General features: G+C 61.7%; 18 protein-coding genes, 1 tRNA gene and 1 pseudogene. 11 read left to right on the top strand and 9 right to left on the bottom strand.

Annotated elements, in window-relative coordinates:
• Positions 1 to 30: 30 nt before the first annotated feature.
• The 4 genes from BA011_RS18825 to tesB form a co-directional block, all read right to left on the bottom strand.
• A complete protein-coding gene (locus BA011_RS18825; RefSeq protein WP_065281570.1) occupies positions 31 to 2,724 on the bottom strand; it encodes a DNA translocase FtsK in 2,694 nt (897 codons plus the stop codon).
• A gap of 248 nt (positions 2,725 to 2,972) precedes the next feature.
• The gene (locus BA011_RS18830; protein ID WP_065281571.1) at positions 2,973 to 4,400 is read right to left on the bottom strand and encodes an ammonium transporter; all 1,428 of its coding nucleotides are present in this window, start codon (positions 4,398 to 4,400) and stop codon (positions 2,973 to 2,975) included.
• Between the two features lie 27 nt (positions 4,401 to 4,427).
• A complete protein-coding gene (locus BA011_RS18835; RefSeq protein ID WP_017962468.1) occupies positions 4,428 to 4,778 on the bottom strand; it encodes a P-II family nitrogen regulator in 351 nt (116 codons plus the stop codon).
• Positions 4,779 to 4,989: 211 nt separating this feature from the next.
• The gene (tesB, locus tag BA011_RS18840; protein ID WP_065281572.1) at positions 4,990 to 5,874 is read right to left on the bottom strand and encodes an acyl-CoA thioesterase II; all 885 of its coding nucleotides are present in this window, start codon (positions 5,872 to 5,874) and stop codon (positions 4,990 to 4,992) included.
• Between the two features lie 84 nt (positions 5,875 to 5,958).
• Here tesB and BA011_RS18845 point away from each other — a divergent pair, with 84 nt between their 5' ends.
• Positions 5,959 to 7,173 carry a ubiquinone biosynthesis hydroxylase gene (locus BA011_RS18845; RefSeq protein ID WP_065281573.1) on the top strand — a complete coding sequence of 405 codons (1,215 nt, stop codon included), beginning with the start codon at positions 5,959 to 5,961 and terminating at the stop codon, positions 7,171 to 7,173.
• Positions 7,174 to 7,215: 42 nt separating this feature from the next.
• On the opposite strand, the gene BA011_RS18850 is transcribed toward BA011_RS18845, so the two are convergent.
• From BA011_RS18850 to BA011_RS18865, 4 genes are all read right to left on the bottom strand, one after another.
• Positions 7,216 to 7,404 (bottom strand): Trm112 family protein, encoded by a 189-nt coding sequence (locus BA011_RS18850; protein WP_017962471.1) that lies wholly within the window; start codon positions 7,402 to 7,404, stop codon positions 7,216 to 7,218.
• A 9-nt stretch (positions 7,405 to 7,413) separates the two neighbouring features.
• Positions 7,414 to 8,100 carry an LON peptidase substrate-binding domain-containing protein gene (locus BA011_RS18855; protein ID WP_186806561.1) on the bottom strand — a complete coding sequence of 229 codons (687 nt, stop codon included), beginning with the start codon at positions 8,098 to 8,100 and terminating at the stop codon, positions 7,414 to 7,416.
• 280 nt (positions 8,101 to 8,380) lie between these two features.
• Complete coding sequence (gene trxA, locus BA011_RS18860; protein ID WP_065281574.1) at positions 8,381 to 9,355, bottom strand: thioredoxin; 975 nt, start codon at positions 9,353 to 9,355, stop codon at positions 8,381 to 8,383.
• A 160-nt stretch (positions 9,356 to 9,515) separates the two neighbouring features.
• Positions 9,516 to 10,025, bottom strand: coding sequence for a prolyl-tRNA synthetase associated domain-containing protein (locus BA011_RS18865; RefSeq protein ID WP_065281575.1), 510 nt, complete (start codon positions 10,023 to 10,025; stop codon positions 9,516 to 9,518).
• A gap of 256 nt (positions 10,026 to 10,281) precedes the next feature.
• On the opposite strand from BA011_RS18865, the gene BA011_RS18870 reads away from it, so the two are divergent.
• A tRNA-Gly gene (locus tag BA011_RS18870) sits at positions 10,282 to 10,356 on the top strand.
• 134 nt (positions 10,357 to 10,490) lie between these two features.
• On the opposite strand, the gene BA011_RS18875 is transcribed toward BA011_RS18870, so the two are convergent.
• Positions 10,491 to 11,390, bottom strand: a complete 900-nt coding sequence (locus BA011_RS18875; RefSeq protein WP_065281576.1) for an HNH endonuclease — start codon at positions 11,388 to 11,390, stop codon at positions 10,491 to 10,493.
• A gap of 287 nt (positions 11,391 to 11,677) precedes the next feature.
• Here BA011_RS18875 and BA011_RS18880 point away from each other — a divergent pair.
• The 9 genes and pseudogenes from BA011_RS18880 (at position 11,678) to BA011_RS18920 (ending at position 23,625) form a co-directional block, all read left to right on the top strand.
• Positions 11,678 to 13,119: pseudogene (locus tag BA011_RS18880) on the top strand (M81 family metallopeptidase).
• Positions 13,120 to 13,330: 211 nt separating this feature from the next.
• Positions 13,331 to 14,062: a FadR/GntR family transcriptional regulator gene (locus BA011_RS18885; protein ID WP_065281577.1), complete on the top strand. Its 732-nt coding sequence runs from the start codon at positions 13,331 to 13,333 to the stop codon at positions 14,060 to 14,062.
• 92 nt (positions 14,063 to 14,154) lie between these two features.
• Positions 14,155 to 15,663, top strand: a complete 1,509-nt coding sequence (locus BA011_RS18890; RefSeq protein WP_065281578.1) for an ABC transporter substrate-binding protein — start codon at positions 14,155 to 14,157, stop codon at positions 15,661 to 15,663.
• 125 nt (positions 15,664 to 15,788) lie between these two features.
• Positions 15,789 to 16,736 (top strand): ABC transporter permease, encoded by a 948-nt coding sequence (locus BA011_RS18895; protein WP_065281579.1) that lies wholly within the window; start codon positions 15,789 to 15,791, stop codon positions 16,734 to 16,736.
• Positions 16,733 to 17,608, top strand: a complete 876-nt coding sequence (locus BA011_RS18900) for an ABC transporter permease (RefSeq protein WP_065281580.1) — start codon at positions 16,733 to 16,735, stop codon at positions 17,606 to 17,608. Before BA011_RS18895 ends, BA011_RS18900 begins: the two co-directional genes overlap by 4 nt.
• 21 nt (positions 17,609 to 17,629) lie before the next feature.
• Positions 17,630 to 19,414: a gamma-glutamyltransferase family protein gene (locus BA011_RS18905; protein ID WP_065281581.1), complete on the top strand. Its 1,785-nt coding sequence runs from the start codon at positions 17,630 to 17,632 to the stop codon at positions 19,412 to 19,414.
• 2 nt (positions 19,415 to 19,416) lie between these two features.
• Positions 19,417 to 20,172 carry a DUF1028 domain-containing protein gene (locus BA011_RS18910; protein ID WP_065281582.1) on the top strand — a complete coding sequence of 252 codons (756 nt, stop codon included), beginning with the start codon at positions 19,417 to 19,419 and terminating at the stop codon, positions 20,170 to 20,172.
• A 25-nt stretch (positions 20,173 to 20,197) separates the two neighbouring features.
• Positions 20,198 to 22,036: an ABC transporter ATP-binding protein gene (locus BA011_RS18915; protein WP_065281583.1), complete on the top strand. Its 1,839-nt coding sequence runs from the start codon at positions 20,198 to 20,200 to the stop codon at positions 22,034 to 22,036.
• Positions 22,037 to 22,290: 254 nt separating this feature from the next.
• On the top strand, positions 22,291 to 23,625 hold the full coding sequence (locus BA011_RS18920) for a glucoamylase family protein (protein WP_065281584.1): 1,335 nt from the start codon (positions 22,291 to 22,293) through the stop codon (positions 23,623 to 23,625).
• Positions 23,626 to 23,673: the final 48 nt, after the last annotated feature.

The following is a 23,673-nucleotide window of genomic DNA, read 5'->3' on the forward strand; positions in this document are numbered from 1 at the left end:
CGGCTGCATCGGAAATATATGCCTGTTATGTCAGCGGTCGAGGATGTCGCCTTCGGTCGGAACCAAAATTTCGCGTTTGCCGGCATGGTTGGCCGGTCCGATGATGCCCTCCTTCTCCATGCGCTCGACGAGCGAGGCGGCACGGTTGTAGCCGATGCCAAGTCGGCGCTGCACGTAGGAGGTCGACGCCTTGCCGTCGCGCAGCACGATGGCGACCGCCTGGTCGTAGGGATCTTCCGATTCGGAAAGATTGGACGTGCCGGCCGGGCCGCCGCCACCGCCGCCATAATCGCCGTCTTCGTCGTCATCGGCGGTTATCGCGTCGAGATATTGCGGCGAGCCCTGGGTCTTCAGGTAGGAGACGATCTCTTCCACCTCGACATCCGAAACGAACGGGCCGTGCACGCGCTGGATACGCCCGCCACCCGCCATGTAGAGCATGTCGCCCATGCCGAGCAACTGTTCGGCGCCCTGTTCGCCAAGGATGGTGCGGCTGTCGATCTTCGACGTCACCTGGAAGGAGATGCGGGTCGGGAAGTTTGCCTTGATCGTGCCGGTGATGACGTCGACCGACGGACGCTGTGTCGCCATGATCACGTGAATGCCGGCCGCACGCGCCATCTGCGCCAGACGCTGGACGGCGCCTTCGATATCCTTGCCGGCGACCATCATCAGGTCGGCCATCTCGTCGATGATCACGACGATATAGGGCATCGGCCGCAGATCGAATTCCTCGGTCTCGTACATCGCCTCGCCGGTATGGCGGTCGAATCCGGTCTGCACCGTGCGCGAGATCGCCTCGCCCTTCGACAGCGCCTGCTCGACGCGGCTGTTGAAGCCGTCGATGTTGCGCACGCCGATCTTCGACATCTTCTTGTAGCGCTCTTCCATCTCGCGCACGGTCCATTTGAGCGCGACGACGGCTTTCTTCGGATCGGTGACGACAGGCGAAAGCAGGTGCGGGATGCCGTCATAGACGGAGAGTTCGAGCATCTTCGGGTCGATCATGATCAGTCGGCACTGTTCCGGCGTCATGCGGTAGAGCAGCGACAGGATCATCGTATTGATGGCGACTGACTTGCCGGAGCCGGTGGTGCCGGCGACGAGCAGATGCGGCATCTTGGCAAGATCGGCGATGACGGCTTCGCCGCCGATCGTCTTGCCGAGCGCCATGGCGAGCTTCGCCTTGCTGCCTTCGAAATCCCGGGAGGCGATGAGTTCACGCAGATAGACGGTTTCGCGCGTCTGGTTCGGCAATTCGATGCCGATCGCGTTGCGGCCGGGCACGACGGCGACGCGGGCGGCAATCGCGCTCATCGAGCGGGCGATATCGTCGGCAAGGCCGATGACGCGCGACGACTTGATACCGGGCGCCGGCTCCAGTTCGTAGAGCGTGACGACGGGACCGGGACGGACATGGATGATCTCGCCCTTGACGCCGAAATCTTCGAGCACGCCTTCGAGCATGCGGGCATTCTGCTCCAGCGCATCGGCCGAAAGCGTGGAGTCGCGCACGACGTTCTTCGGTTCGGCGAGCAGATGCATCGACGGAAGCTGGAAACCCTCGGGACGGATGAACGAGCCCTGCGCCTCCCGCTCGATGCGGGCGCTGGGCTTCGGACGTGCGACGACGGGAACGACGCGCGGTTCCGGCTTGCCGGCCGCTTTTGCCGGTGCGCGGATCATCCAGTCGTCGTCATCGTCGTCGGGCAGGATATCGGCCGGGCGCGGCGGCATGTCGTTATCGAAGGGCAGGTCGTCGTCATTTTCATCATCGTCATCGATGGACATCGACGGCGCGGAGACGATACGCCGCGGCGAAGCCGTTCTTGACCCCATCGATGGCTCCATCGACGGTTCCATGCGCTCGCCGCGGACGGTCGACGCCTTGGCGCGGACGGGTTCGTTCAGCGTGCCGAACTCGTCATCGTTGAAATCATAAGGTGATTCGTAATCGCCATGGCGCCGCTTGCGCGGCCCCATGCCGAAGAGCCGACGCAGTCGGCCCTGGCTCATGTACCAGGCATGCGTCACGGCGCCGCTGAGAGCGACCCAGCGGGATTCGTCCTCCTCCTCGTCCTCGTCTCCGACGACGCGGGCCTTGCTGCGCGTATCGACGTAGTCCTCCTCGATCTCCTCGTCGACGTCGCTGCGGCCGACAAGGCCTGATGCAAAGAGCATCAGCCAGGCGGTCGGCGCGGCGAAGATGCAGCCGACGACCATGGCGAAGGTGCCCGTCGGATAGGCGCCGACGAAGAGTGCGGGAAAACGCAGGATCATGTCGCCGATGACACCGCCGATGCCGTTCGGGATCGGCCAGGTGAGCGGCGGCGGAAAGCAGCCGAGGACGGCGCAGGAAAGCACCGAACCGCCGAACCAGGCGCCGGCACGGGCAGGAATGCGGCTGAAGCGGCGGCCCGAGATCAGCGTCAGCGCCCAGGCGACGATCGGCAGCATCGAAACGACGCTGGCAAGCCCGAGGAACTGCATGACGATATCGGCAAAGGCAGCCCCGCTGTAACCGAGAATATTCGTCGGCAGGTTGGCGGTCGCATAGGAATAGCTCGGATCCGCAACATTCCATGTCGCCAGTGCCGCGACGCAGAACGCCAGCAGCAGAAAGATCGCAAAGCCGATGAGCGCCTGGATCTGCCGCAGCATGAATGCCGAGAAGGAAAACCGATCCGGACGGCCATCCATCGCCGGCGACGTGCTTCTTGCCATGTGTCTAACCCGTCCAATGCCTGAGGACACGCGAATCGCTGAAGCTTCGGTGCCAAAATGCGTCCGCTCTACCTAATCAGAGCCGGGTTAAAGCGATGTTAACCATGCATGCCTGGACGTGCATTCCGAACCGGGAAATGAAAAAAGCCCGAACCTTGAAAGGTCCGGGCCAAATGCGGTCTATGGTTAGATAGGCCGCGACGGGCCGTGAAGCGGCGCCCTTCTGCCGGGCGCCGCAAACCCTGTGATCAGGAAGAGTGGTAGGCGGCTTCGCCGTGGGTCGAAAGGTCGAGACCTTCGCGTTCGGCTTCAACGGTGACACGCAGGCCGATGACGACGTCGACGATCTTGTAGAGGATCGCCGAGCCGATACCGGACCACAGCAGCGTCGTCAGCACGCCCTTGGCCTGGTTCCAGACCTGGGTTGCCGTGCCGGCATAGGAGGCTGCGAAATCGGCGGTCGAATAATCGACGATGCCTGCACCGCCGAGCGCCGGGTTGACGAGGATACCGGTGCCGAGAGCGCCGATAATGCCACCGACGCAATGGACGCCGAAAACATCGAGGCTGTCGTCGTAGTTGAACTTGTTCTTCACGACGTCGACGAAGAAGTAGCAGGCCGGCGAAACGAGGAGGCCGAGAACGATCGAGCCCATCGGGCCGGCAAAGCCTGCCGCCGGAGTGATGGCAACGAGACCGGCAACCGCGCCGGAAGCGCCACCGAGCATGGAAGCCTTGCCGCGGGTGAGGGTTTCGACGATGCACCAGGACACAGCGGCGGCAGCCGCTGCAACGAAGGTGTTGATCATAGCGAGAGAAGCGTAGGCATTGGCTTCGAGGTTGGAGCCGGCATTGAAGCCGAACCAGCCGACCCAGAGCAGCGAGGCGCCGACCATGGTCAGCGTCATCGAATGCGGAGCCATGATTTCCTTCTTATAGCCCGTGCGCTTGCCGAGCATGATGGCGCCGACGAGGCCCGCGATACCGGCATTGATGTGAACGACCGTGCCGCCGGCAAAGTCGATTGCGCCGTAGGAGAAGATCAGGCCGGCCGGCGAGGTGTAGGAGCTCGGACCGCCCCAGAACCAGACCATGTGCGCCATCGGGAAGTAGATGAAGGTGACCCAGAGCACGACGAAGAGCATGACGGCCGAGAACTTGATGCGCTCGGCGAACGCGCCGACGATCAGGCCGGGCGTGATGCAGGCAAACGTCATCTGGAACACGATGAAGGTGTATTCCGGAATGGCGACGCCCTTCGAGAAGGTTTCTACGAGCGACGAGGTGTTGACGCCGGCGAGGAAGGCCTTGGAGAAGCCGCCGACGAAGCTGTTCAGCGAACCGCCATCGGTGAAGGCGAGCGAATAGCCGTAGGTCACCCAGATCAGCGCCACGACGGCCGTGATCATGAAGACCTGCATCAGCACCGAGAGCATGTTCTTGGCGCGAACGAGACCGCCGTAGAAAAGCGCAAGGCCGGGGATGGTCATCAGAAGGACGAGCGCCGAGGAGACGAGCATCCAGGTATTATCACCCTTGTCCATGGTGAGAGCAGGAGCAGCAGCGGCAGTGGCGGCTGGCGCAGCCTCCTGCGCGAAAGCGACGGCCGGCGCCAGAAGGGCGGCCGAAGCTGCGCAAAGCCGCGCAAAGGTGGAAGAAAACTTCGAAATTGACATTGGAAAAAGCTCCTTGATCTGCCGTTCTTACAGCGCTTCTGAATCGGTTTCGCCCGTACGGATGCGCACGGCATGGTCGATCGAATAGACGAAGATCTTGCCGTCGCCGATCTGGCCGGTCTTGGCCGCTGCCGCGATGGCCTCAACCGCCCTGTCGACGAGTTCCGATGCAACCGCGATTTCGATCTTGAGCTTCGGCAGGAAGCTGACTGCATATTCGGTGCCGCGATAGATTTCGGTGTGCCCCTTCTGGCGCCCGTAGCCCTTCACCTCGGTTACGGTCAGCCCCTGAATACCGATCGCCGTAAGGGCTTCGCGGACCTCATCGAGCTTGAACGGCTTGATAATGGCCATCACAATTTTCATCTGGTTTCCCATCCTTCGTTATCCTCGGCGCGGAGCCGACTCTCCTTGCCGCTGACGTTCCTGAACAGCGACCGGCCAATACACATTCAAGGGACGTGCCAGATTCGAGGCAAGACGTAAGTCATTGAAAAGTAAAGGTTATAATAAATAGTGCCAATAAACAGGCAAATGATTGGCCAATAAGCGCACAAATAACGCGCAAATTTGTAAAGTTGCACATTATTTATTCATTTGCCCTTTTCCGAATCAGGCCTTCCTGCGCGACCGATGCGATCAGGCTACCGGATCGTGTAAATAGGCTACCCCGGGTTAATCCTCTGGCGCCTGAAGCCGACGGACTGTCCTGCGTATAAAGCAGCCAGTCGTCGAGTTTGCAGGGTCTGTGGAACCACATGGAGTGATCGAGGCTCGCCACCTGCAGGCTCTGGTCGAAGATGGACGTTCCGTGCGCATAGAGCGACGTATCGAGCAGCGTCATGTCCGAAAGATAGGCAAGCACTGCCGCCTGGTAGAGCCGGTCGTCGGGGACCGGGCCGGTGGCGCGCACCCAGACGTCCTGCTTCGGATCGAGCTTCCTGTCGGAAAAATAATGCGTCAGCGAGACGGGGCGGATCTCGATCGGCCGCTCACGCTGCCAATATTTCCGGATCGCTTCCGGCGCATGGGCGAGATACTGCTCCTTGATCTGCTGCTCGCCGAGCAGCGCCTCCGGCATTTCAACCTTAGGCATCGCGATCTGGTGCTCGAAGCCTGGCTCCTCCACCTGGAAGGAGGCCGACAGCGCGAAGATCGCCTTGCCATGCTGGATGGCGACGACGCGCCGCGTGTTGAAGCTCGACCCATCGCGGATGCGCTCTGCCCGGTAGATTATCGGCACCGTGGGATCGCCGGGACGCATGAAATAAGCATACAGCGAATGGACGAAACGCTCGCCCTCGATGGTGCGCTGTGCCGCCATCAGCGCCTGGCCGATCACCTGGCCGCCGAAGACCCGCTGCCAACCGACCTTGGGGCTGCGGCCGCGGAAGATATCGACCTCGATCGGCTCGAGGTCGAGCGTCGAAAGCAGCGTCTCCATCGCCGAAGGCCCTGATGTCTCGCCCGTCATTTTCTATGTCTCCCAGCGGTAGGAAGTGAAGTTGCGATGATCTATATAGAGCACATCTGAGGCATAAGGTACGGGAGCGGCGCGATGCTGGACATGCTGGTTGTGGGCGGGGGTTATGTCGGCCTTTCCGCCGCTGTCGCGGTCAAACAGGCAGCACCCCATCTGAATGTCGCGGTCGTCGAGGCGGCTCCCGAACATGTCTGGAAAAACGATACGCGCGCTTCCGCCATCATCGCGGCGGCGGCGAAGATGCTCGAGGTCTTCGGCATCTGGAACGAGATCGAGCCGGAAGCCCAGCCGATCACCAAAATGATCGTCACCGACTCCAAGACCTCCGATCCGGTGCGTCCGGTGTTTCTGACCTTCGACGGCGAAGTGGCCGACGGCCGGCCCTTCGCCCACATGATCCCAAATGTCGCGATGGTCGCAGCCCTGCGCGGTGCCTGCGACCGGCTCGGCATCGATATCCGCCATGGGCTCAGCGCGACGGAGCTGAAGACCCACGATACCCATGCCACCGTCACGCTTTCGGACGGCAGCGCGCTGGAAACCCGGCTGCTGGTTGCCTGTGACGGCGTGCGCTCGACGCTGCGCGATCTCGCCGGCATCAGGACCGTCACCTGGGACTACGGCCAGTCCGGCATCGTTGCGACCGTCGAACACGAGCGGCCGCATGACGGCTGCGCCGAGGAACATTTTCTGCCGGCCGGCCCCTTCGCTATCCTGCCGCTCAAGAACAACCGCTCCTCGCTCGTCTGGACGGAGCGGACGCCGGATGCCAACCGGCTGGTCGCCGCCGATGACCTGATCTTCGAGGAAGAGCTCGAGCGCCGCTTCGGCCACAAGCTTGGGAGCCTGAAAGTGATCGGCGAAAAGCGTGTCTTCCCACTCGGCCTGACACTCGCCCGCGCCTTCGTCGCGCCGCGTTTCGCGCTGGCCGGCGACGCCGCCCACGGCATCCACCCGATTTCGGGTCAGGGGCTCAATCTCGGCTTCAAGGATGTGGCGGCACTTGCCGAAACCATCGTGGAGGCCGATCGCCTCGGCCTCGATATCGGCTCGATCAACATTCTCGAGCGCTACCAGACCTGGCGGCGCTTCGACACTTTCCGCATGGGGGTGACGACCGACGTGCTGAACCGGCTCTTCTCCAACGACGCGACGCCGATCCGCATCGCCCGCGACGTCGGCCTCGGCATCGTCGACCGGCTGCCGCGTCTCAAATCCTTCTTCATCGGCCAGGCGGCCGGAACGACGGCAAAGGACAATCCGCGGCTGCTTGCCGGCCAGACGATTTAACCTTTTACGCAATACGCGGCAAAAGCGCTTCCTGGAATTGCTTCAATCGTCGAGGCGGCGGGCTTCGGACACCAGCATGATCGGAATGCCGTCGCGGATCGGATAGGCAAGCCGCGCCTTTTCCGAGACGAGCTCATTGTGCTCGCGATCATAGGAAAGCCGGCCCTTGGAGAGCGGGCAGACCAGGAGATCGAGCAGCTTTGGATCGACGCGGCTGAGTTTTTCGTCCATGGCTGAAGTCTACTGCAGAACCGTGTCGGAGTCACCGAAGACGCGCGCCAGCACGATCTCTGTGATGGCGATCAACGTCTCGGCCCGTGTCTTCAGGTCGGGAGCCTCCAGCAGCGCCTGTTTTTCCGCCGGCCCGAAGGGCGACATCATCGCCAGCGAATTGACGAGCGTCAGATTGCTCGCCCGCTCGACGCTCTCCCAATCCGCCTCCAGCTTGTTGGCATCGAGATAGGCCTTGAAGGCGGTCAGGAGCGCAGCGCGGTCGACCGCCTCCTCCTCGTTCTCGGCCGAGAGGTCGGCGATAAAAGGGGCGATGCGGAAGGTGCGGAAGGGGTCGCTGGTCGCTTTCTCCTCCAGCAGCCGGAAGCGGCAGACGCCGGTCAGCGATACGATATAGCGCCCGTCGCCGGTCTCGGCGAAGGAGGTGATGCGGCCGAGGCAACCGACAGCAGCAAGGTTGGGCTCGCCGCCCTTGTCCTCGTGTTCGCCGAGCGCCGGCTGCACCATGCCGATCAGCCGGTTTCCGGTCAGTGCTGCATCCAGCATCGCCAGATAACGCGGCTCGAAAATGTTGAGGGGAAGCTGCCCGGCCGGCAGAAGGAGGGCGCCGGTCAGGGGGAAGACAGCGATCGCATCAGGCAGATCGCCCGGCTTCAGGTATCTGGCATTCCCGACTTGCATGAAACCGTCCCGCATTCTTGTAACGGGCATGCCCGTCTTCACGAGAATGTGGTGCCCTCGTCCGAAAACGCAAGGGCAGATGCTCGAAACTTACAGCGCCGCACGTCTTTTTAGACGCGCAAAGGACGCTGTAACACTTTGAATCACTGTATGATTTAATCCCTAAATCGATTCCGATTTAAGGAATTATGCAGTGGCGAATACCTCGAAAATCGGAATCGATTTTCGAAAAAGATCATGCACGGATTTTAATGCGATAGACCATCCGTGGCATGTCCTTCGAACGCGCGGCGCCCTACGAGAACAGCATCGCCGAAAGCTTGCGCCGCGCTGCAACCGTCGCCGGATCCTTGAAGCCCCAGACCTCGAAGAACTGCAGCAGCTGGCGGCGGGCGCCGTCATCGTCGAAGGCACGGTCCTTGCGCATGATCAGCAGCAGATGTTCGGCCGCCTCGTCGCGCCGGCCTTCGACATTGCGGATCTTGGCGAGCTTGATCCGCGCCTCGTGGTCATCGGGATTGGCAGCCAGTTCGCGCTCGAGCGCAACGGGATCGCCGAGCTTGCGGGCCTCCTCGATCTGGTCGAGTTTCTTCAGCGCAGCCTGGATGCCGGCGTCTTTCGCCAGCTCGTCCGGCAGCGCCGTCAGTATGTCGCGCGCCCGCTGATGCTGGTTTGCGGCAATCATGCATTCGGCCATGCCGGCAATCGCCTTTGCATTTTCGGGATCGGCCTGCATCACGGCGCCATAGAGCTGAGCGGCCTCGTTGATATTGCCGGCGGCAAGCAGTTCCGCCGCTTCCGTGAGTACGGCTTCGATTTCGGCCGCCTCGTCGGCGCCGGCCGGACCGGCGATCCGGTCGATGAACTGCTGGATCTGGCTTTCCGGCACCGCGCCCATGAAACCGTCGGCAGGACGGCCGTTGACGAAGGCGATGACGGCGGGGATCGACTGGATGCCGAGCTGGCCGGCGATCGAGGGATGGTCGTCGATGTTCATCTTGACCAGCCGGACACGGCCCTTGGCTTCGTTTATGACCTTCTCCAAGACCGGCGTCAGCTGCTTGCACGGACCGCACCAGGGCGCCCAGAAATCGACCAGCACCGGCTGCTTGCGCGATTCCTCGATGACGTCCTTGGCGAAATTCGCGGTCGTCGTCTCCGTGATGTAGCTGCCGGCCGCAGCCGCGGGTTCCGGCGTAGCACTGAAGCTTGTCGTCGCCGTCATCTGATTTCCGAAGGAAGCGTTATAGGGGTTGTCGCTGCCGCTCATAGGTATCTCCCGCCGCGCCGATCCTGCCGGCGTCTTTGCTAAAGCATGTCGCGCAAAACTGTGTGGCGGTTTTGCGATAAAGACATGCGCAAAACCAAAGACTAAAGCGCGGCAAGCGAATCTAAAAGATCGCGACGCGCTTTAGCGCTAAAATCGTATGTCAGGACGTCAGTTTCAAGACAAGCGGCTTATGTCCGGTCGCTTCCATGAAACGGATAAGGTCGCTGCTCGCAATCGAGGTCGTCGCATCATTGGATAGCGGATGGCAGTTGACGATCTCCTCGCGCATCAGCTCGGCATCGAGCACGAAGGTGACATTCTCTGCGGTATCGTTGATCGCGCCGAAGGCCGTTACCGAACCCGGAGCAACGCCGAGATATTCCATCAGCTTCTCCGGTCTGCCGAAGGAAACCCGGCCGGACCCGCCGATGGCATTATGCACCTGCTTGAGGTCGACGGCAGCATTTTCCTCCACGGTCAGCAGAAAATACCTGTCCTTCTTGTCTTTGACGAACAGGTTCTTGGTGTGACCGCCGGGGATTTCATCGCGCAGCGCCACCGATTCCGCCACAGTGAAGACCGGCGCATGGTCGACCGTCTTATGGGCAATGCCGAGCCCGTCGAGAAAGGCAAATAATTCTTCTCTTGTCTTCGGGGCATTTTCGGACATGGGGCAATCCATTGGGCAGGAAGGGAAAAAAGCAAGGCGTCCTGATTAAGTCGGTCCACATCGTTTGGCAATCTTTGCGACCGACGCTTTGCCCCGCATTTGCGGCCTTTCCGCCGGGCGCCCGCGAACACTGGAATTTTTCTTCGCCTCTCCGTCATTTCCCTGTTGCATTTGAAAACCCGTTAGGCCATATAGCGCCGGTCGCCGCGAGGCGGCGCCCACGGTCCAACAACTACCCCGGACCGATGCGGATTGAGCGGGTGTAGCTCAGGGGTAGAGCACAACCTTGCCAAGGTTGGGGTCGAGGGTTCGAATCCCTTCGCCCGCTCCAGTTTCTCCAGATTGCAACATGAAAAGATGGACAATACGTCCGTCCTGTTCCTTTAAGTCCGGGCCATCCATGCCTTTATGCTGGTCGAGGCAGCTTATTCGTCCTGTGATCCCGAAAATAACGGTCGATGTATTTTATTGCTTGAAGCAGTGTTCGCGGTGCCATTGCAGGAAATGCGCATGCGGTCGTTCAAATACTCGCCGGGGTACGAGCGCGCGACCAGTCTTGTTAATAAAACCCCGTACCGCATCGGGATCATTGACCTGTCGTGAAATCAGAATTTCCAGATTGTCGGTCAGACCAATCAATCCTCGATCGAACATCCAATGGGCCGTGCCGGATAGAGCAATTCCATTGCTGACGATATCGGGACCGTTCGCCTCGACCGGTCGGATATGCGCCGCATCGACTTCTGCCCGCCCTCCGCCATTGATCAACTTGAGCCCGGTAATTGCGCAGCGCTTATCATAGGCACTCAAAACGACTTGGCGAAAGACGCGATCTCGCACGATTCGGGACGCGATATAGCTCACCCGGTCGCGGCTCTGTTCGAATTGGAAAGGCGCTTGCTCTTCCTCAAAGCCTGGAGGCGATGCGCTCGCATCGACGCGTGGCAACAATGGTTCGCGATCATCGAGGCCCAGCGCAACAATACGGCTGAAGTCGTCTGGGGAGATTGGGCGAACCGCCGACTGCGCGCGGCCGGAAATCCGACCTTCCGCGTTTAGTACACCGCGCTCGACGACACCGTCGGCACCGCTGAAGGGAACTGGGTGGACGAAGTCGAGATAACTTCCAGGTTCGATCAGCGCCAGATACATGCCCGATGTGTTGGGATCTCGAATGACTTGCTGCACCTTCGCGACGGCAAAATAACCTCGAGTCTCGGAGACCTTTCGAGGCTCGTAGTAAATGATCCAGTCGCCGACGCATGCTTGGACACGATGGAGATACTGGCTGGGAAACTGATATTGCTCCGCCGGGCTGTCGTCATAGATCGAATCTGAGCGGTGGATGAAAACCCCTAATCCCATGATCGTCGTATAGCATATCCGTTTTGGCTGCACATGGCACCGAGCAACCCGCCGGCAGACCGGGTTCAAGATTGTAATTTATTTTGGTTGATTGGTTCGTTTGTAAACTTATTGTCGAGGCAAAAGGACGCGTCTTCGGATCGGACCCTGAATGTTCAGTTTATCGCAGCACAAACTCCGTCGACCGACACAGATCCGCACCCGGCGCGTCGATACCGGCGCTGGAGCCGGGTTGCCAGCATCCCCCATAACTTCCTGACTGCTCCCAACATCAACTGAGGTTTCCCATGCGCATCGCCGTCGGTGGCATTCATATCGAGTGCAGCACATACAATCCCGTCCTGAACGAGGAGAAGGATTTCCGCGTGCTGCGCGGCGAGGCGCTGCTGGACGCGCCGTATTTCGCCTTCCTCAGAGATTACGATGCCGAATTCCTGCCGACGATCCACGCCCGGGCCATTGCCGGTGGCCCGGTTTCACGCGCCACCTACGAGGCCTTCAAGGGTGAATTCCTCGAGCGGTTGAAACCGATGCTGCCGCTTGACGGTCTCTATCTCGCCATGCACGGCGCCATGTATGTCGAGGGCATGGAGGATGCCGAAGGCGACTGGATCAGTGCGGCCCGCGCGCTGGTCGGTGAGGATTGCACGGTCTCGGCAAGCTACGACCTGCACGGCAACGTCACCCAACGCATCATCGATGCGCTCGACATCTATTCCACCTATCGCACCGCGCCGCATATCGATGTCGAGGAGACGATGCGCCGTTCCGTCTCCATGCTGGTAAAGAGCCTGAAAACCGGCGAGAGGCCGAGCCTCCTCTGGGCGCCGATCCCGTCGTGTTGCCCGGTGAGCGCACCAGCACCGTCGATGAGCCGGCAAAGAGCCTCTATGACATGCTGCCCGGGATCGATGCGATCGACGGCGTCTGGGATGCATCGCTGATGGTCGGCTATGTCTGGGCCGACGAACCGCGCGCCACGGCTGCCGCGATCATGACGGGCACCGACCGCGCCGTGCTGGAGCGCGAGGCCAAACGTCTCGCGAGGGCTTATTGGGATGCGCGCGAAGACTTTGTCTTCGGCTGCGAGACCGGCTCAGTCGAGGAATGCGTGGAAAGAGCGATCGCATGCCCGACCGCCCCTGTTGTGCTTGCCGAATCGGGCGACAATCCGACCGGCGGCGGCGTCGGGGACCGGGCCGATGTGCTTGCCGAACTGATGGCCAGGGGCGCCACCGGCGTCGTCTTTGCCGGCATCGCCGACAAGGCGGCAACCGAGGCCTGTTATGCCGCCGGCATCGGCGCGGAACTGGACCTCAGCGTCGGCGCCTCGCTCGACACCAAAGGCAGCAAGCCCGTTCACGACCGCTTCACTGTCAAATTCCTCCACGAAACCTCAGATCCCTCTGACCGCCAGGCGGTGGTGTCGGTCAGTGGCATCGATCTCGTGCTTTCCGCCAAGCGCCGGCCTTATCACAATATCGCCGATTTCACCCGGCTCGGCCTCGACCCGCACCGGGCGAAAATCATCGTCGTCAAATCGGGCTATCTCTCGCCGGAACTGGCGCCGATTGCCAATCCCAACCTGATGGCGCTGTCGACAGGTGTCGTCGACCAGTTCGTCGAGCGCCTGCCGCGTCTGCGCAAGCAGCATCCGACCTACCCTTTCGACAAGGATTTCGCCTTCGAGCCGCAGGTCTTTCTCTCCGCCCGCTCGACGCCGGCCTGAGCTTCACCTGAACCAATTGCATTTTCTGGGATGACATTGTCGATCGCGGCGCCGCCCCGTCGCCGCGATCGACTGCTTCCCGTATCGCGGCAATAGCGGGATTTGAGCAAAAAACGGGCAGATTTGGATTTGCACAAAAAAGCGCTTGACGGTCGGCGCGATTTGGTTTGGACTGAACCAATAGAAAATTGGTACGGACCATTTTAAGTGAATGCCGATGGATGAGACGCAGGGCAATTCGAATTATGCGCTGGAGAGGCTGAGGGCTCTGCTGCGGTCCGACACTCTCGACGCCGACGGCAAGCTGCCGACCGAGCGCACCCTTTCGGAAATGCTTGGCGTCGGCCGCCGTGCCGTCCGCCGCGCCCTGGAAGTGCTGGAGGCAGAAGGCCGCGTCTGGCGCCGCCAAGGCTCCGGCACCTATGCCGGCCCGCGCCCCAACGGTTGGAGCGATCATGTCGGCTCGATCGTTGCCGGCACCGATCTCATGGAAGTCATGGAAGTGCGCCTGCGCATCGAACCGCAGCTCGCCCAGCTTGCCGCCATGCGCGCCAAGGCCGCCGATATCGAGCGCATGTATGATCTGGTGAAGAAGATCTACGAAAGCACCGATGCCGACGGGCGCGAACTCTGGGACGGGGCGCTGCACCGCCATATCGCCCAATGCGCCGGCAACGGTTTCTTCCTGACCATTTTCGACGTCATCAACCGGGTGCGTCAGGACGAAGCCTGGCAGACGATCCGCGAGCGCGCCCGCAGCGCCAGCCGGACGCGGCCCGTCACCTTCAACCAGCACACGGCGATCGTCGATGCGATCGCCGCCCGCGATCCGGCCAGGGCAGGCGAAGCAATGCGCCAGCATCTGCTGACGCTGCAGGAAAGCCTCATCCGCATCACCTCGCTCGACCCCAGCGAAACGGAGGTCGACAAGACCCTCGCCTGAGCAGCGAAGTGAGCAGGGAAAAAAGAGACGGGCGGGCCATAACCGCCGGAATGGAAGCAAAAACCAAACAAAAATAGACAGAGGAGAATGGAATGAAGATCGCCAAATTGCTGACCACCGCCGTTGCCGGCGCACTGTTTGCACTTCCTGCCTTCGCCGTCGACCTGAAGATCGGCCTGCAGGACGATGCCGACGTGCTCGATCCCGCGCAGTCGCGCACCTTCGTCGGCCGCATCGTCTATACTGCGATGTGCGACAAGCTGGTGGACGTCTCACCGGATCTGAAGATCGTGCCGCAGCTTGCCACCGAATGGAGCTGGTCGGCCGACGGCAAAGAGCTCACCATGAAGCTGCGACAAGGCGTCAAGTTCCATGATGAGACCCCGTTCAACGCCGAGGCCGTCGTCGCCACCATCGAGCGCAACATCACCCTGCCGGAATCACGCCGCAAGAGCGAGCTTGCCTCGGTCGCAAAAGTCGAGGCGGCAAGCGAATACGAGGTCAAGTTCACCCTCAAGGCGCCCGACGTCACCCTTCTAGCCCAGCTTTCCGACCGCGCCGGCATGATCGTCTCGCCGAAGGCCGCCAAGGAGCTCGGCGCCAAGTTCGGCGATCACCCGGTCTGCGCCGGCCCGTTCAAGTTCGTCGAGCGCGTCCAACAGGACCGCATCGTGCTCGAAAAGTTCCAGGACTACTGGAACAGGGACAAGATCTTCATCGACAAGCTCACCTATCTGCCGATCCCGGATACGACGGTGCGCCTCGCCAATCTGCAGTCCGGCGATCTCGACATGATCGAGCGCCTGGCTGCGACCGACGCTGAAGCCGTGAAGGCGGATTCGAGCCTGGTCTATGCAGATGCCGTCGGCACCGGCTACATGGCGCTCTACACCAATATCGGCAATGGTGCGCGTGCCGACAATCCTTTCGGCAAGGACAAGCGCCTGCGCCAGGCCTTCTCGCTGGCGATCGACCGCGATGCCGTCAACCAGATCGTCTACGAAGGCACGGCGGTTTCCGGCAACCAGCCCTTTCCGCCAAGCAGCCCGTGGTTCGACAAGGATATTCCCGTCCCCGCCCGTGATCTCGACAAGGCCAAGGCGCTGATCAAGGAAGCCGGCTTCGACCGCGTGCCGATCGAGCTGCAGATCCCGAACAATCCTGTCGCCATGCAGATGATGCAGATCATCCAGTCGATGGTCGGCGAAGCCGGCTTTGACGTCAGCCTGAAGTCGACGGAATTCGCCACGCTGCTCAGCGAGCAGACCGCCGGCAATTATCAGCTCAGCCGTTCCGACTGGTCCGGCCGCGTCGATCCCGATGGCAACATCCATCAGTTCATCACCTGCAAGGGCGGCATCAACGACACGAAATACTGCAACGCCGAGGTGGACACGCTGCTGAACGAAGCCCGTGCGTCGACCGACGAGGCCGTGCGCAAGCAGAAGTATGATGCCGCCGCGGTCATCCTGAACGACGATCTGCCGATCATCTATCTCGGCCATCAGTCCTGGATCTGGGCGCTGCACAAGAACATCACCGGCTTCGTTCCGTCGCCGGATGGCATGATCCGCCTCGTCGGCGTCAAGAAAGCCGGCTGATCCCTAGAGCACGATGCCGAAAAGTGTGAGCGGTTTTCGGACGACATCATGCTCTACTTTTTGATCTAGCAAATCATGCGGCGGAAATCCTCCGCCGCATGACCCCAGTCGTGTCAGGATCGCCCATGTACACCTACATCGCCAAACGGCTCTTGGTCGCCATACCGACGCTTTTGATCATTTCGATCTTCGTCTTCTCACTGCAGAAGCTGCTGCCCGGCGACCCGATCCTTGCCATGGCCGGGGAGGAACGCGACCCGCAGGTTCTCGAATTCCTGCGCGAGAAGTACCGACTGAACGATCCCGTGCCCTATCAATATGTCCGCTGGCTGGGTGCGGCACTGCAGGGCGACCTCGGCATCTCGCTGCGCACCAACCAGCCGGTTCTGCAGCTCATCGGCGAAAAGCTGCCGGTCACCATCCAGCTCGCCATCATGTCGATGGTCTTCGCCTTTGTTATCGGCGTGCCGATGGGCATCCTGGCGGCCGTCAAGAAGAACACGATGATCGACTATCTCGCCAACATCATCGCGCTGACCGGCCTGTCGATCCCGAATTTCTGGCTCGGCATCATGCTGATCCTGCTGGTTTCGGTCAATCTCGGCTGGTTGCCGGCATCCGGCTACGAACCCTTCTTCAGCAACCCGCTGCGTTCGCTGGAAACCATGCTGATGCCCTCCTTCGTGCTCGGCAATGCGCTGGCCGCGACGCTGATGCGGCATACCCGCTCGGCAATGCTCAGCGTGCTGAGCGCCGATTACATCCGCACCGCGCGCGCCAAGGGACTGCCGGAAAGCACTGTCGTGCTCGAACACAGCTTCCGCAACGCGATGCTGCCGATCGTGACGCTGACCGCGCTGCTCTTTGGCGAACTGCTTGCCGGCGCCGTGCTAACCGAGCAGATCTTCACCATTCCGGGCTTCGGAAAGCTCATCGTCGACGCTGTCTTCAACCGCGACTATGCCGTCGTCCAGGGCGTGGTGATCTGCACGGCGATCGGCTTCATCCTGATGAACCTCTTGGCCGATATTCTCTATGTCCTGCTCAATCCGCGCATGAGGGCTGCCCTATGACCGCAATCGGAGAAACCGGCATTCCCTCCGCGATCGGCCGCACGCCGAGCCGCGCCTGGCGCAAGCTGAAGGCCAACAAAGGCGCCCTCGTCGGCCTTGCAATCATCGCCTTCTTCGCCGTTCTCGCCGTTGCCGCCCCCCTTCTTCCGATTCCCGATCCGAACGCCACAAGCTGGTCGGCGATCCGCAAGGCGCCCTCCGCCGCCCATTGGCTCGGCACCGACGACATCGGCCGCGACATTCTTTCCCGGATGATCTGGGGGGCGCAGGCCTCGCTGATGGCCGGCGTCTTTTCGGTGGCGATCGCCGTTATCATCGGCGTGCCCTTCGGCCTGATCTCCGGCTATTTCGGCGGCTGGATCGACATGGTGATCTCCCGCATCACCGAAGCCTTTCTGGCCATGCCTTTCCTCATCACCGCGATTGCGCTTGCAGCCTTTCTCGGCCCGAGTCTGACCAATGCGATGATTGCGATCGGTTTTTCGGCCATGCCTGTCTTCGTGCGGCTGACGCGCGGCCAGGTGCTCTCGGTCAAGACCGAGGAATATGTCGAGGGCGCCCGCTCGATCGGCCTCCGGTCCTCGAGCATCATCACCCGCTATATCCTGCCGAACGTCTTTGCGCCGATCCTCGTGCAGGCGACATTGACCATCGCAACGGCGATCATCGCCGAGGCGAGCCTCTCCTTTCTTGGCCTCGGGCAGCAACCGCCGGCGCCGAGCTGGGGCTCGATGCTGAACGTCGCCAAGAATTTCCTCTCCCAGGCGCCATGGATGGCGATGTGGCCGGGTGCCGCGATCTTCCTCATCGTCATCGGTTTCAATCTTTTAGGCGACGGCCTGCGCGATGCGCTCGATCCGCGCGAAGCATGATTTCTCGAAAGGACATTTGACATGACCGCATTCACGACCCGTCCAGAAATCCTCGGCACCTTCGGCGTCGTCACCTCCACGCACTGGATCGCCTCGGCCGTCGGCATGAGCATTCTCGAAAAGGGCGGCAACGCTTTCGACGCGGCAGTGGCGACGGGCTTCGTGCTGCAGATCGTCGAGCCGCATCTTTGCGGTCCGGGTGGCGATATGCCGGCTGTGATCTATTCGAAGAGGAAGGACAAGGTCGAGGTCATCTGCGCGCAGGGCCCCGCCCCCGCCGGCGCGACGATCGAACACTATACGGCGGAGGGCCTGAGCCTGATCCCCGGTGACGGCCTGCTTGCGACCGTCATCCCGGGCTCCTTCGATGGCTGGATGCTGATGCTGCGCGACTATGGCTCGATGAGCGTGCGCGATGTCCTGGAACCGGCGATCTATTACGCCGAGCACGGCCATCCGATGCTGCCGCGCGTCTCCGCCACCATCAAGGGGCTCGCCGCCTTCTTCGAGAAGGAATGGCCGACATCCTACGAGACGTGGCTGCCAGGCGGCAGCGCCCCCGAAGCGCATGCGAATTTCAGGAATCCGGTGCTTGCCGAAACCTGGAAGCGCGTCATCGCCGAGGCGGAAGTGAAAAGCGGCCGAGAAGCGCAGGTGCAGGCGGCCCGCGACGCCTTCTATCGCGGCTTCGTCGCCGAGAAGATCGACGATTATCTCAAGACCGCAGAGGTGATGGATGCAAGCGGCAACCGCCACAAGGGCGTTTTGACCGCCAACGACATGGCCAACTGGTCGGCGACGATCGAGGAGCCGCTGACCTATGATTATCATGGCTGGACCATCGCCAAGATCGGCCCCTGGGGCCAGGGCCCGGTCTTCCTGCAGACCCTGTCGATCCTCAAAGGCTTCGATCTCGCCGCGATGGATCCCGCTGGCGCCGATTTCGTCCATACCGTCGTCGAAGCGATGAAGCTCGCCTTCGCCGACCGCGAGGTCTATTACGGCGATCCTGATTTTTCGGAGGTTCCCATCGCGCATCTGCTGTCGGAAACCTATGCCGCCGAGCGCCGAAAGCTGGTCGGCGCGGACGCCTCCTTCGATCTTCGCCCCGGCATCGTGCCTGGCTTCGAAGCGCAGCATGATCTGACGATGAAGATGCTCGGCGCGGATTCGAAGACCGGCGCCGTCTACGAGCCGACCATGGCGCATCTTTCCGAAAAGCGCGGCGACACCGTGCATATCGACGTCATCGACCGCGACGGCAACATGGTTTCCGTCACGCCATCAGGCGGCTGGCTGCAATCCTCACCGACCGTGCCCGGCCTCGGCTTCTGCCTCAATTCCCGCGCCCAGATGTTCTGGCTGAAATCAGGCCTGCCGACGTCGCTTGCGCCCGGCAAGCGGCCGCGCACGACGCTGACACCGTCGCTCGGCCTCTATGAGGGCCGCCCGACGCTCGCCTTCGGCACACCGGGCGGCGATCAGCAGGAGCAGTGGCAGCTCTCCTTCTTCCTGCGTTATATCAATCACAAGCTGAACCTGCAGGCGGCGATCGACCAACCGCTGTTCCACACTTCGCATTTTCCGGGCTCTTTCTATCCACGCACCCGCGAGCCCGGCAGCCTGATGGCGGAAGCGAATTTCGGCCCTGAAGTCCTCGATGCCCTGCGCCGCAAAGGCCACAAGCTGACGGTCGCCGATCCCTGGACGATCGGCCGGCTGACCGCCGCAAGACGCGATGCCGACGGACTGCTGCGCGCCGCAGCCACCCCACGCCTGATGCAGGCCTATGCGATCGGGAGATAGCCATGACCTGGTCGATCGTCGCCCGTGATCCCTTGACCGGTCATCTCGGCATCGCGGTCGCGAGCCGCTTCTTCGCCGTCGGCGCCCTCGTGCCGCATATTCGCGGCGGCATCGGCGCCGTCGCCACCCAGGCCTTCGTCAGCCCGCTTTACGGCTTCGACGGCCTGTCGCTGCTTGCCGCCGGCAAGGCGCCGGAGGAGATCATCGCCGAGCTGACTGCGCGTGACGCCGGCCGCAATCAGCGGCAGCTGCACCTTATCGATGCGAAGGGGCGCAACACCGTCTTCACCGGTCCCGCATGCATCGACTGGGCGGGGCATCTGATCGACGAAAACGTCTCGGTCGCCGGCAACATGCTCGCAGGCCCTGATGTCATCACTGAGACGCTTGCCACCTACAACAAGGCGATGGACAAGCCGCTGGCCGAACGCCTGCTCCTGGCGATGCAGGCAGGCGAAGATGCCGGCGGCGACAAGCGCGGCAGGCAGTCCGCCGCCCTCGTCATCCATCGCGACCAGGATTATCCGTGGCTCAGCATCCGCGCCGACGATCATCCCGATCCGCTCGCCGAACTTCTCCGCCTGCACGCGGTGGCGGGTGAACGTTACCTGCATGTCGCCGAGACGATGGCGACGCGGCAAAATCCGAACGGCATGAGCGACAGGCGCGAGATCGATGAAAAGATCGCCGGTCTGGAAACAACTCGTATCGCCGAAGGCAGGCCATCCTCCTCCTTTGCCACGCCTTTGAAGACGTAAACCCAGACAAGAACAAGGCAACGACATGCTTGATGTTTCTTCGGCCCCCGCCTCTCCGGTTCTGTCGGTCCGGAACCTGACGACCTCTTTCCTTGTCGATGGCGACTGGAAGCCGGTGGTGCGCGACGTCTCCTTCGACGTCATGCCAGGCGAGACGGTGGCGATCGTCGGCGAAAGCGGCTCGGGCAAGAGCGTCACCTCCCTTTCGATCATGCGGCTTCTCGCCAAGGGATCGAGCCGCATCGATGGCGCCATCACCTTGAACGGCAAGGATGTTCTTGCTCTTTCGGAAAAGGAGATGCGCCGGGTGCGCGGCAACGACGCCGCCATGATCTTCCAGGAGCCGATGACATCCCTCAACCCGATCTTCACCATCGGCCGCCAGATCTCCGAAGCGCTGACCTGCCACGGTGATATCGGCAAGGCCGAGGCGCGGGCCGAAACCGTGCGCCTGCTGGAAAAGGTCCGCATCCCGAACGCCGCCTCGCGCTTCGATGAATATCCGCACCAGTTCTCAGGCGGCATGCGCCAGCGCGTGATGATCGCCATGGCGCTCGCCAGCCGGCCGAAACTGCTGATCGCCGACGAGCCGACGACGGCGCTCGACGTGACGATCCAGGGCCAGATCCTCGACCTGATCAAGATGCTGCAGGAAGAAGAGGGCATGTCCGTGCTCTTCATCACCCATGACATGGGCGTCGTCGCCGAAATCGCCGACCGCACCATCGTCATGTATCGCGGCGAGGCGGTGGAGACGGGTACGACCGACGACATCTTCCATCGCGGCAGGCACCCCTATACCCGCGCTTTGCTCTCGGCCGTGCCGCGCCTCGGCTCGATGGCCGACCGGAAATGGCCGCTGCGTTTCCCGGTCGTCGATACCACGACCGGCGAACGCCGCGAGCCGATCGAGGTGGCCGATACCGTCGACCGCCGCCGGACGCCGATCCTCGAAGTCAAGAACCTCGTTACCCGTTTCGACATCCGCGGCGGCCTGCTCGGCCGCAAGACCGGCGCGATCCATGCGGTCGAGGACGTCTCCTTCGATCTCTTCCAGGGCGAGACTCTGTCGCTCGTCGGCGAATCCGGTTGCGGCAAGTCGACCACCGGCCGCTCGATCACCCGCCTCGTCCAGCCGAACGGCGGCAGTGTCAGCCTCGACGGCTATGACGTGCTGAGCCTTGACGCGGCCAGTCTCAGACGGATGCGCCGCAGCATCCAGATGATCTTTCAGGATCCCTTCGCCAGCCTCAACCCGCGCATGACCGTCGGCGCCGCCGTCGCCGAACCGATTACGGAGCACGGCCTCGGTACTGGCGCCCAGGCCCGCGACAAGGCGGCCGATCTTCTCGAACGCGTCGGGCTGAACCCCGACATGATGAAACGCTATCCGCACGAATTCTCCGGCGGTCAGCGCCAGCGCATCTGCATCGCCCGCGCGCTGGCACTCGATCCGAAGGTGATCGTCGCCGACGAAAGCGTTTCGGCCCTCGACGTGTCGATCAAGGCGCAGGTCTGCAATCTGCTGATGGACCTGCAGCAAAGCCTCAACCTCGCTTTCCTGTTCATTTCCCACGATATGGCGGTGGTCGAACGCGTCAGCCACCGGGTCGCGGTGATGTATCTCGGCGAAATCGTCGAGATCGGCCCGCGCGCGGAACTGTTCAGCAACCCGCAGCACGCCTATACGAAGAAGCTGATGGCAGCCGTGCCCGTTCCCGACCCCTCACGGCGCGGCATCAAGCGCAATCTCGGAACCGACGAACTCAAGAGCCCCATTCGCCCGGTTGGGTACGTCGCGCCGCCGCGCCGATATCGGGAAGTGTCGGCAGGTCATCTGGTGCGGCTCGATGAAGCCGCCTGAACATGAAAACCCATTCTCCAAAGCATCAGGAAAACAAGTATTGCGGGAAAATAATCCGTGCCGGTGGCGCGCAGGCCGTCTTTTTTGCTGCACCGCTTATATGACTTCTGCTAGATATTATTTTACCGATAATTATTAACGACCGATTCCACCCTTTTGTGTTCTCTTATCCTTGCGAATCAAAAAGGTTTGATTTGCCCGGGGACGGCCACCATGTTGAAGCATGGGGCGATGCAACAGTTGGGTAGGAGCCTATGCTGCAACGGATTGAAGACATTGATGCAGCGCTCGTCGACAGGCTGCAGCATTCGGCGTTCAACTACTTCCTGAAATATACCAATCCCGAAAACGGCCTTGTGGCGGATACCTCGATCGGCGGGGTTCCGTGCAGCATCGCAGCCGTCGGCTTTGCGCTTTCCTCCTATCCTGTTGGTGTCGAGCGTTTATGGATCAGCCGCGAGGAGGCAGCCGAACGCACGGTCAATACGCTGCGGTTCTTCGCCGAGGCGCGCCAGGGCGACGAACGCCACGCGACCGGCCATCGCGGCTTCTTCTACCATTTCCTGCATATGGATACCGGCCATCGCGCCTGGAACAGCGAACTTTCGACCATCGATACGGCGCTGCTCGTCGCCGGCATCCTTACGGCCGCGCAATATTTCGATCGCGAAGACGACGAGACGGAAACCGAAATCCGGGAACTCGCCACCTTCATCTACGAGCGCGTCGACTGGCGCTGGGCGCTGAACAAGGGCGACACGATTGCCATGGGTTGGAAACCCTCTTCCGGCTTCTTGCGCTGGCGCTATCACGGCTTCGACGAGGCGATCATCCTCTATACGCTGGCGCTCGCTTCGCCGACGCACCCCATTCCGCAATCGAGCTACGACGCCTTCACGTCAAGCTATTCCTGGATGCTGCATGGCGAGCAGTCCTATCTCTATGCCGGGCCGCTCTTCATCCACCTCTTCTCGCATGCCTGGATCGATTTCCGCACCATTCAGGACAAGCCGATGGCGGAGCGGAACTGGGACTATTTCCGCAACACGCAGGTGATGATCAACGTCCAGCGTGACTATGCCGAGCGCAATCCCGGCCAGTTCGTCGGCTATAACAGAAATATCTGGGGTTTCTCCGCCTGTGACGGCCCGCCGCCGACACGGCGCATGCGCGGCGGCCGCCAGCCGAAGGTTCTGGGTTACGCCGCCCGCGGCGCCCCGCTCGGCCCCGATGACGGCACGATCGCACCCTGGGCAGCCCTTGCGTGCCTGCCTTACGATCGGCAGGCGGCTCTCGACGGCACCAAGGCGCTTCTGACCACCTATCCGAACCTGCTCTTGGAAGGCGGCTTTCCCGGCGGCTTCAATCCGACGGTCAAGACAAAGCGGCCGGAAGGCTGGGTGGACGACCGTACCGTCGGCATCGACCAGGGGCTTGTCGTCATGACCATCGAGAACGACCGTTCGGATTTCATCTGGAAGCTGATGCGGCAATCGCCGGTCATCCGCCTCGGCCTCGAACGCGCCGGCTTTACCGGCGGCTGGCTCGAAGGCATCGAGCCGGAAGAAGTGGTGCGCAAGTTCGGTTAGCGCATAAGTCCGGAAACGAAATGGATTTCCGGAAAGGATGACGCGAAA

This window comes from Rhizobium leguminosarum (assembly GCF_001679785.1).
GTDB lineage: Bacteria > Pseudomonadota > Alphaproteobacteria > Rhizobiales > Rhizobiaceae > Rhizobium > Rhizobium leguminosarum_R.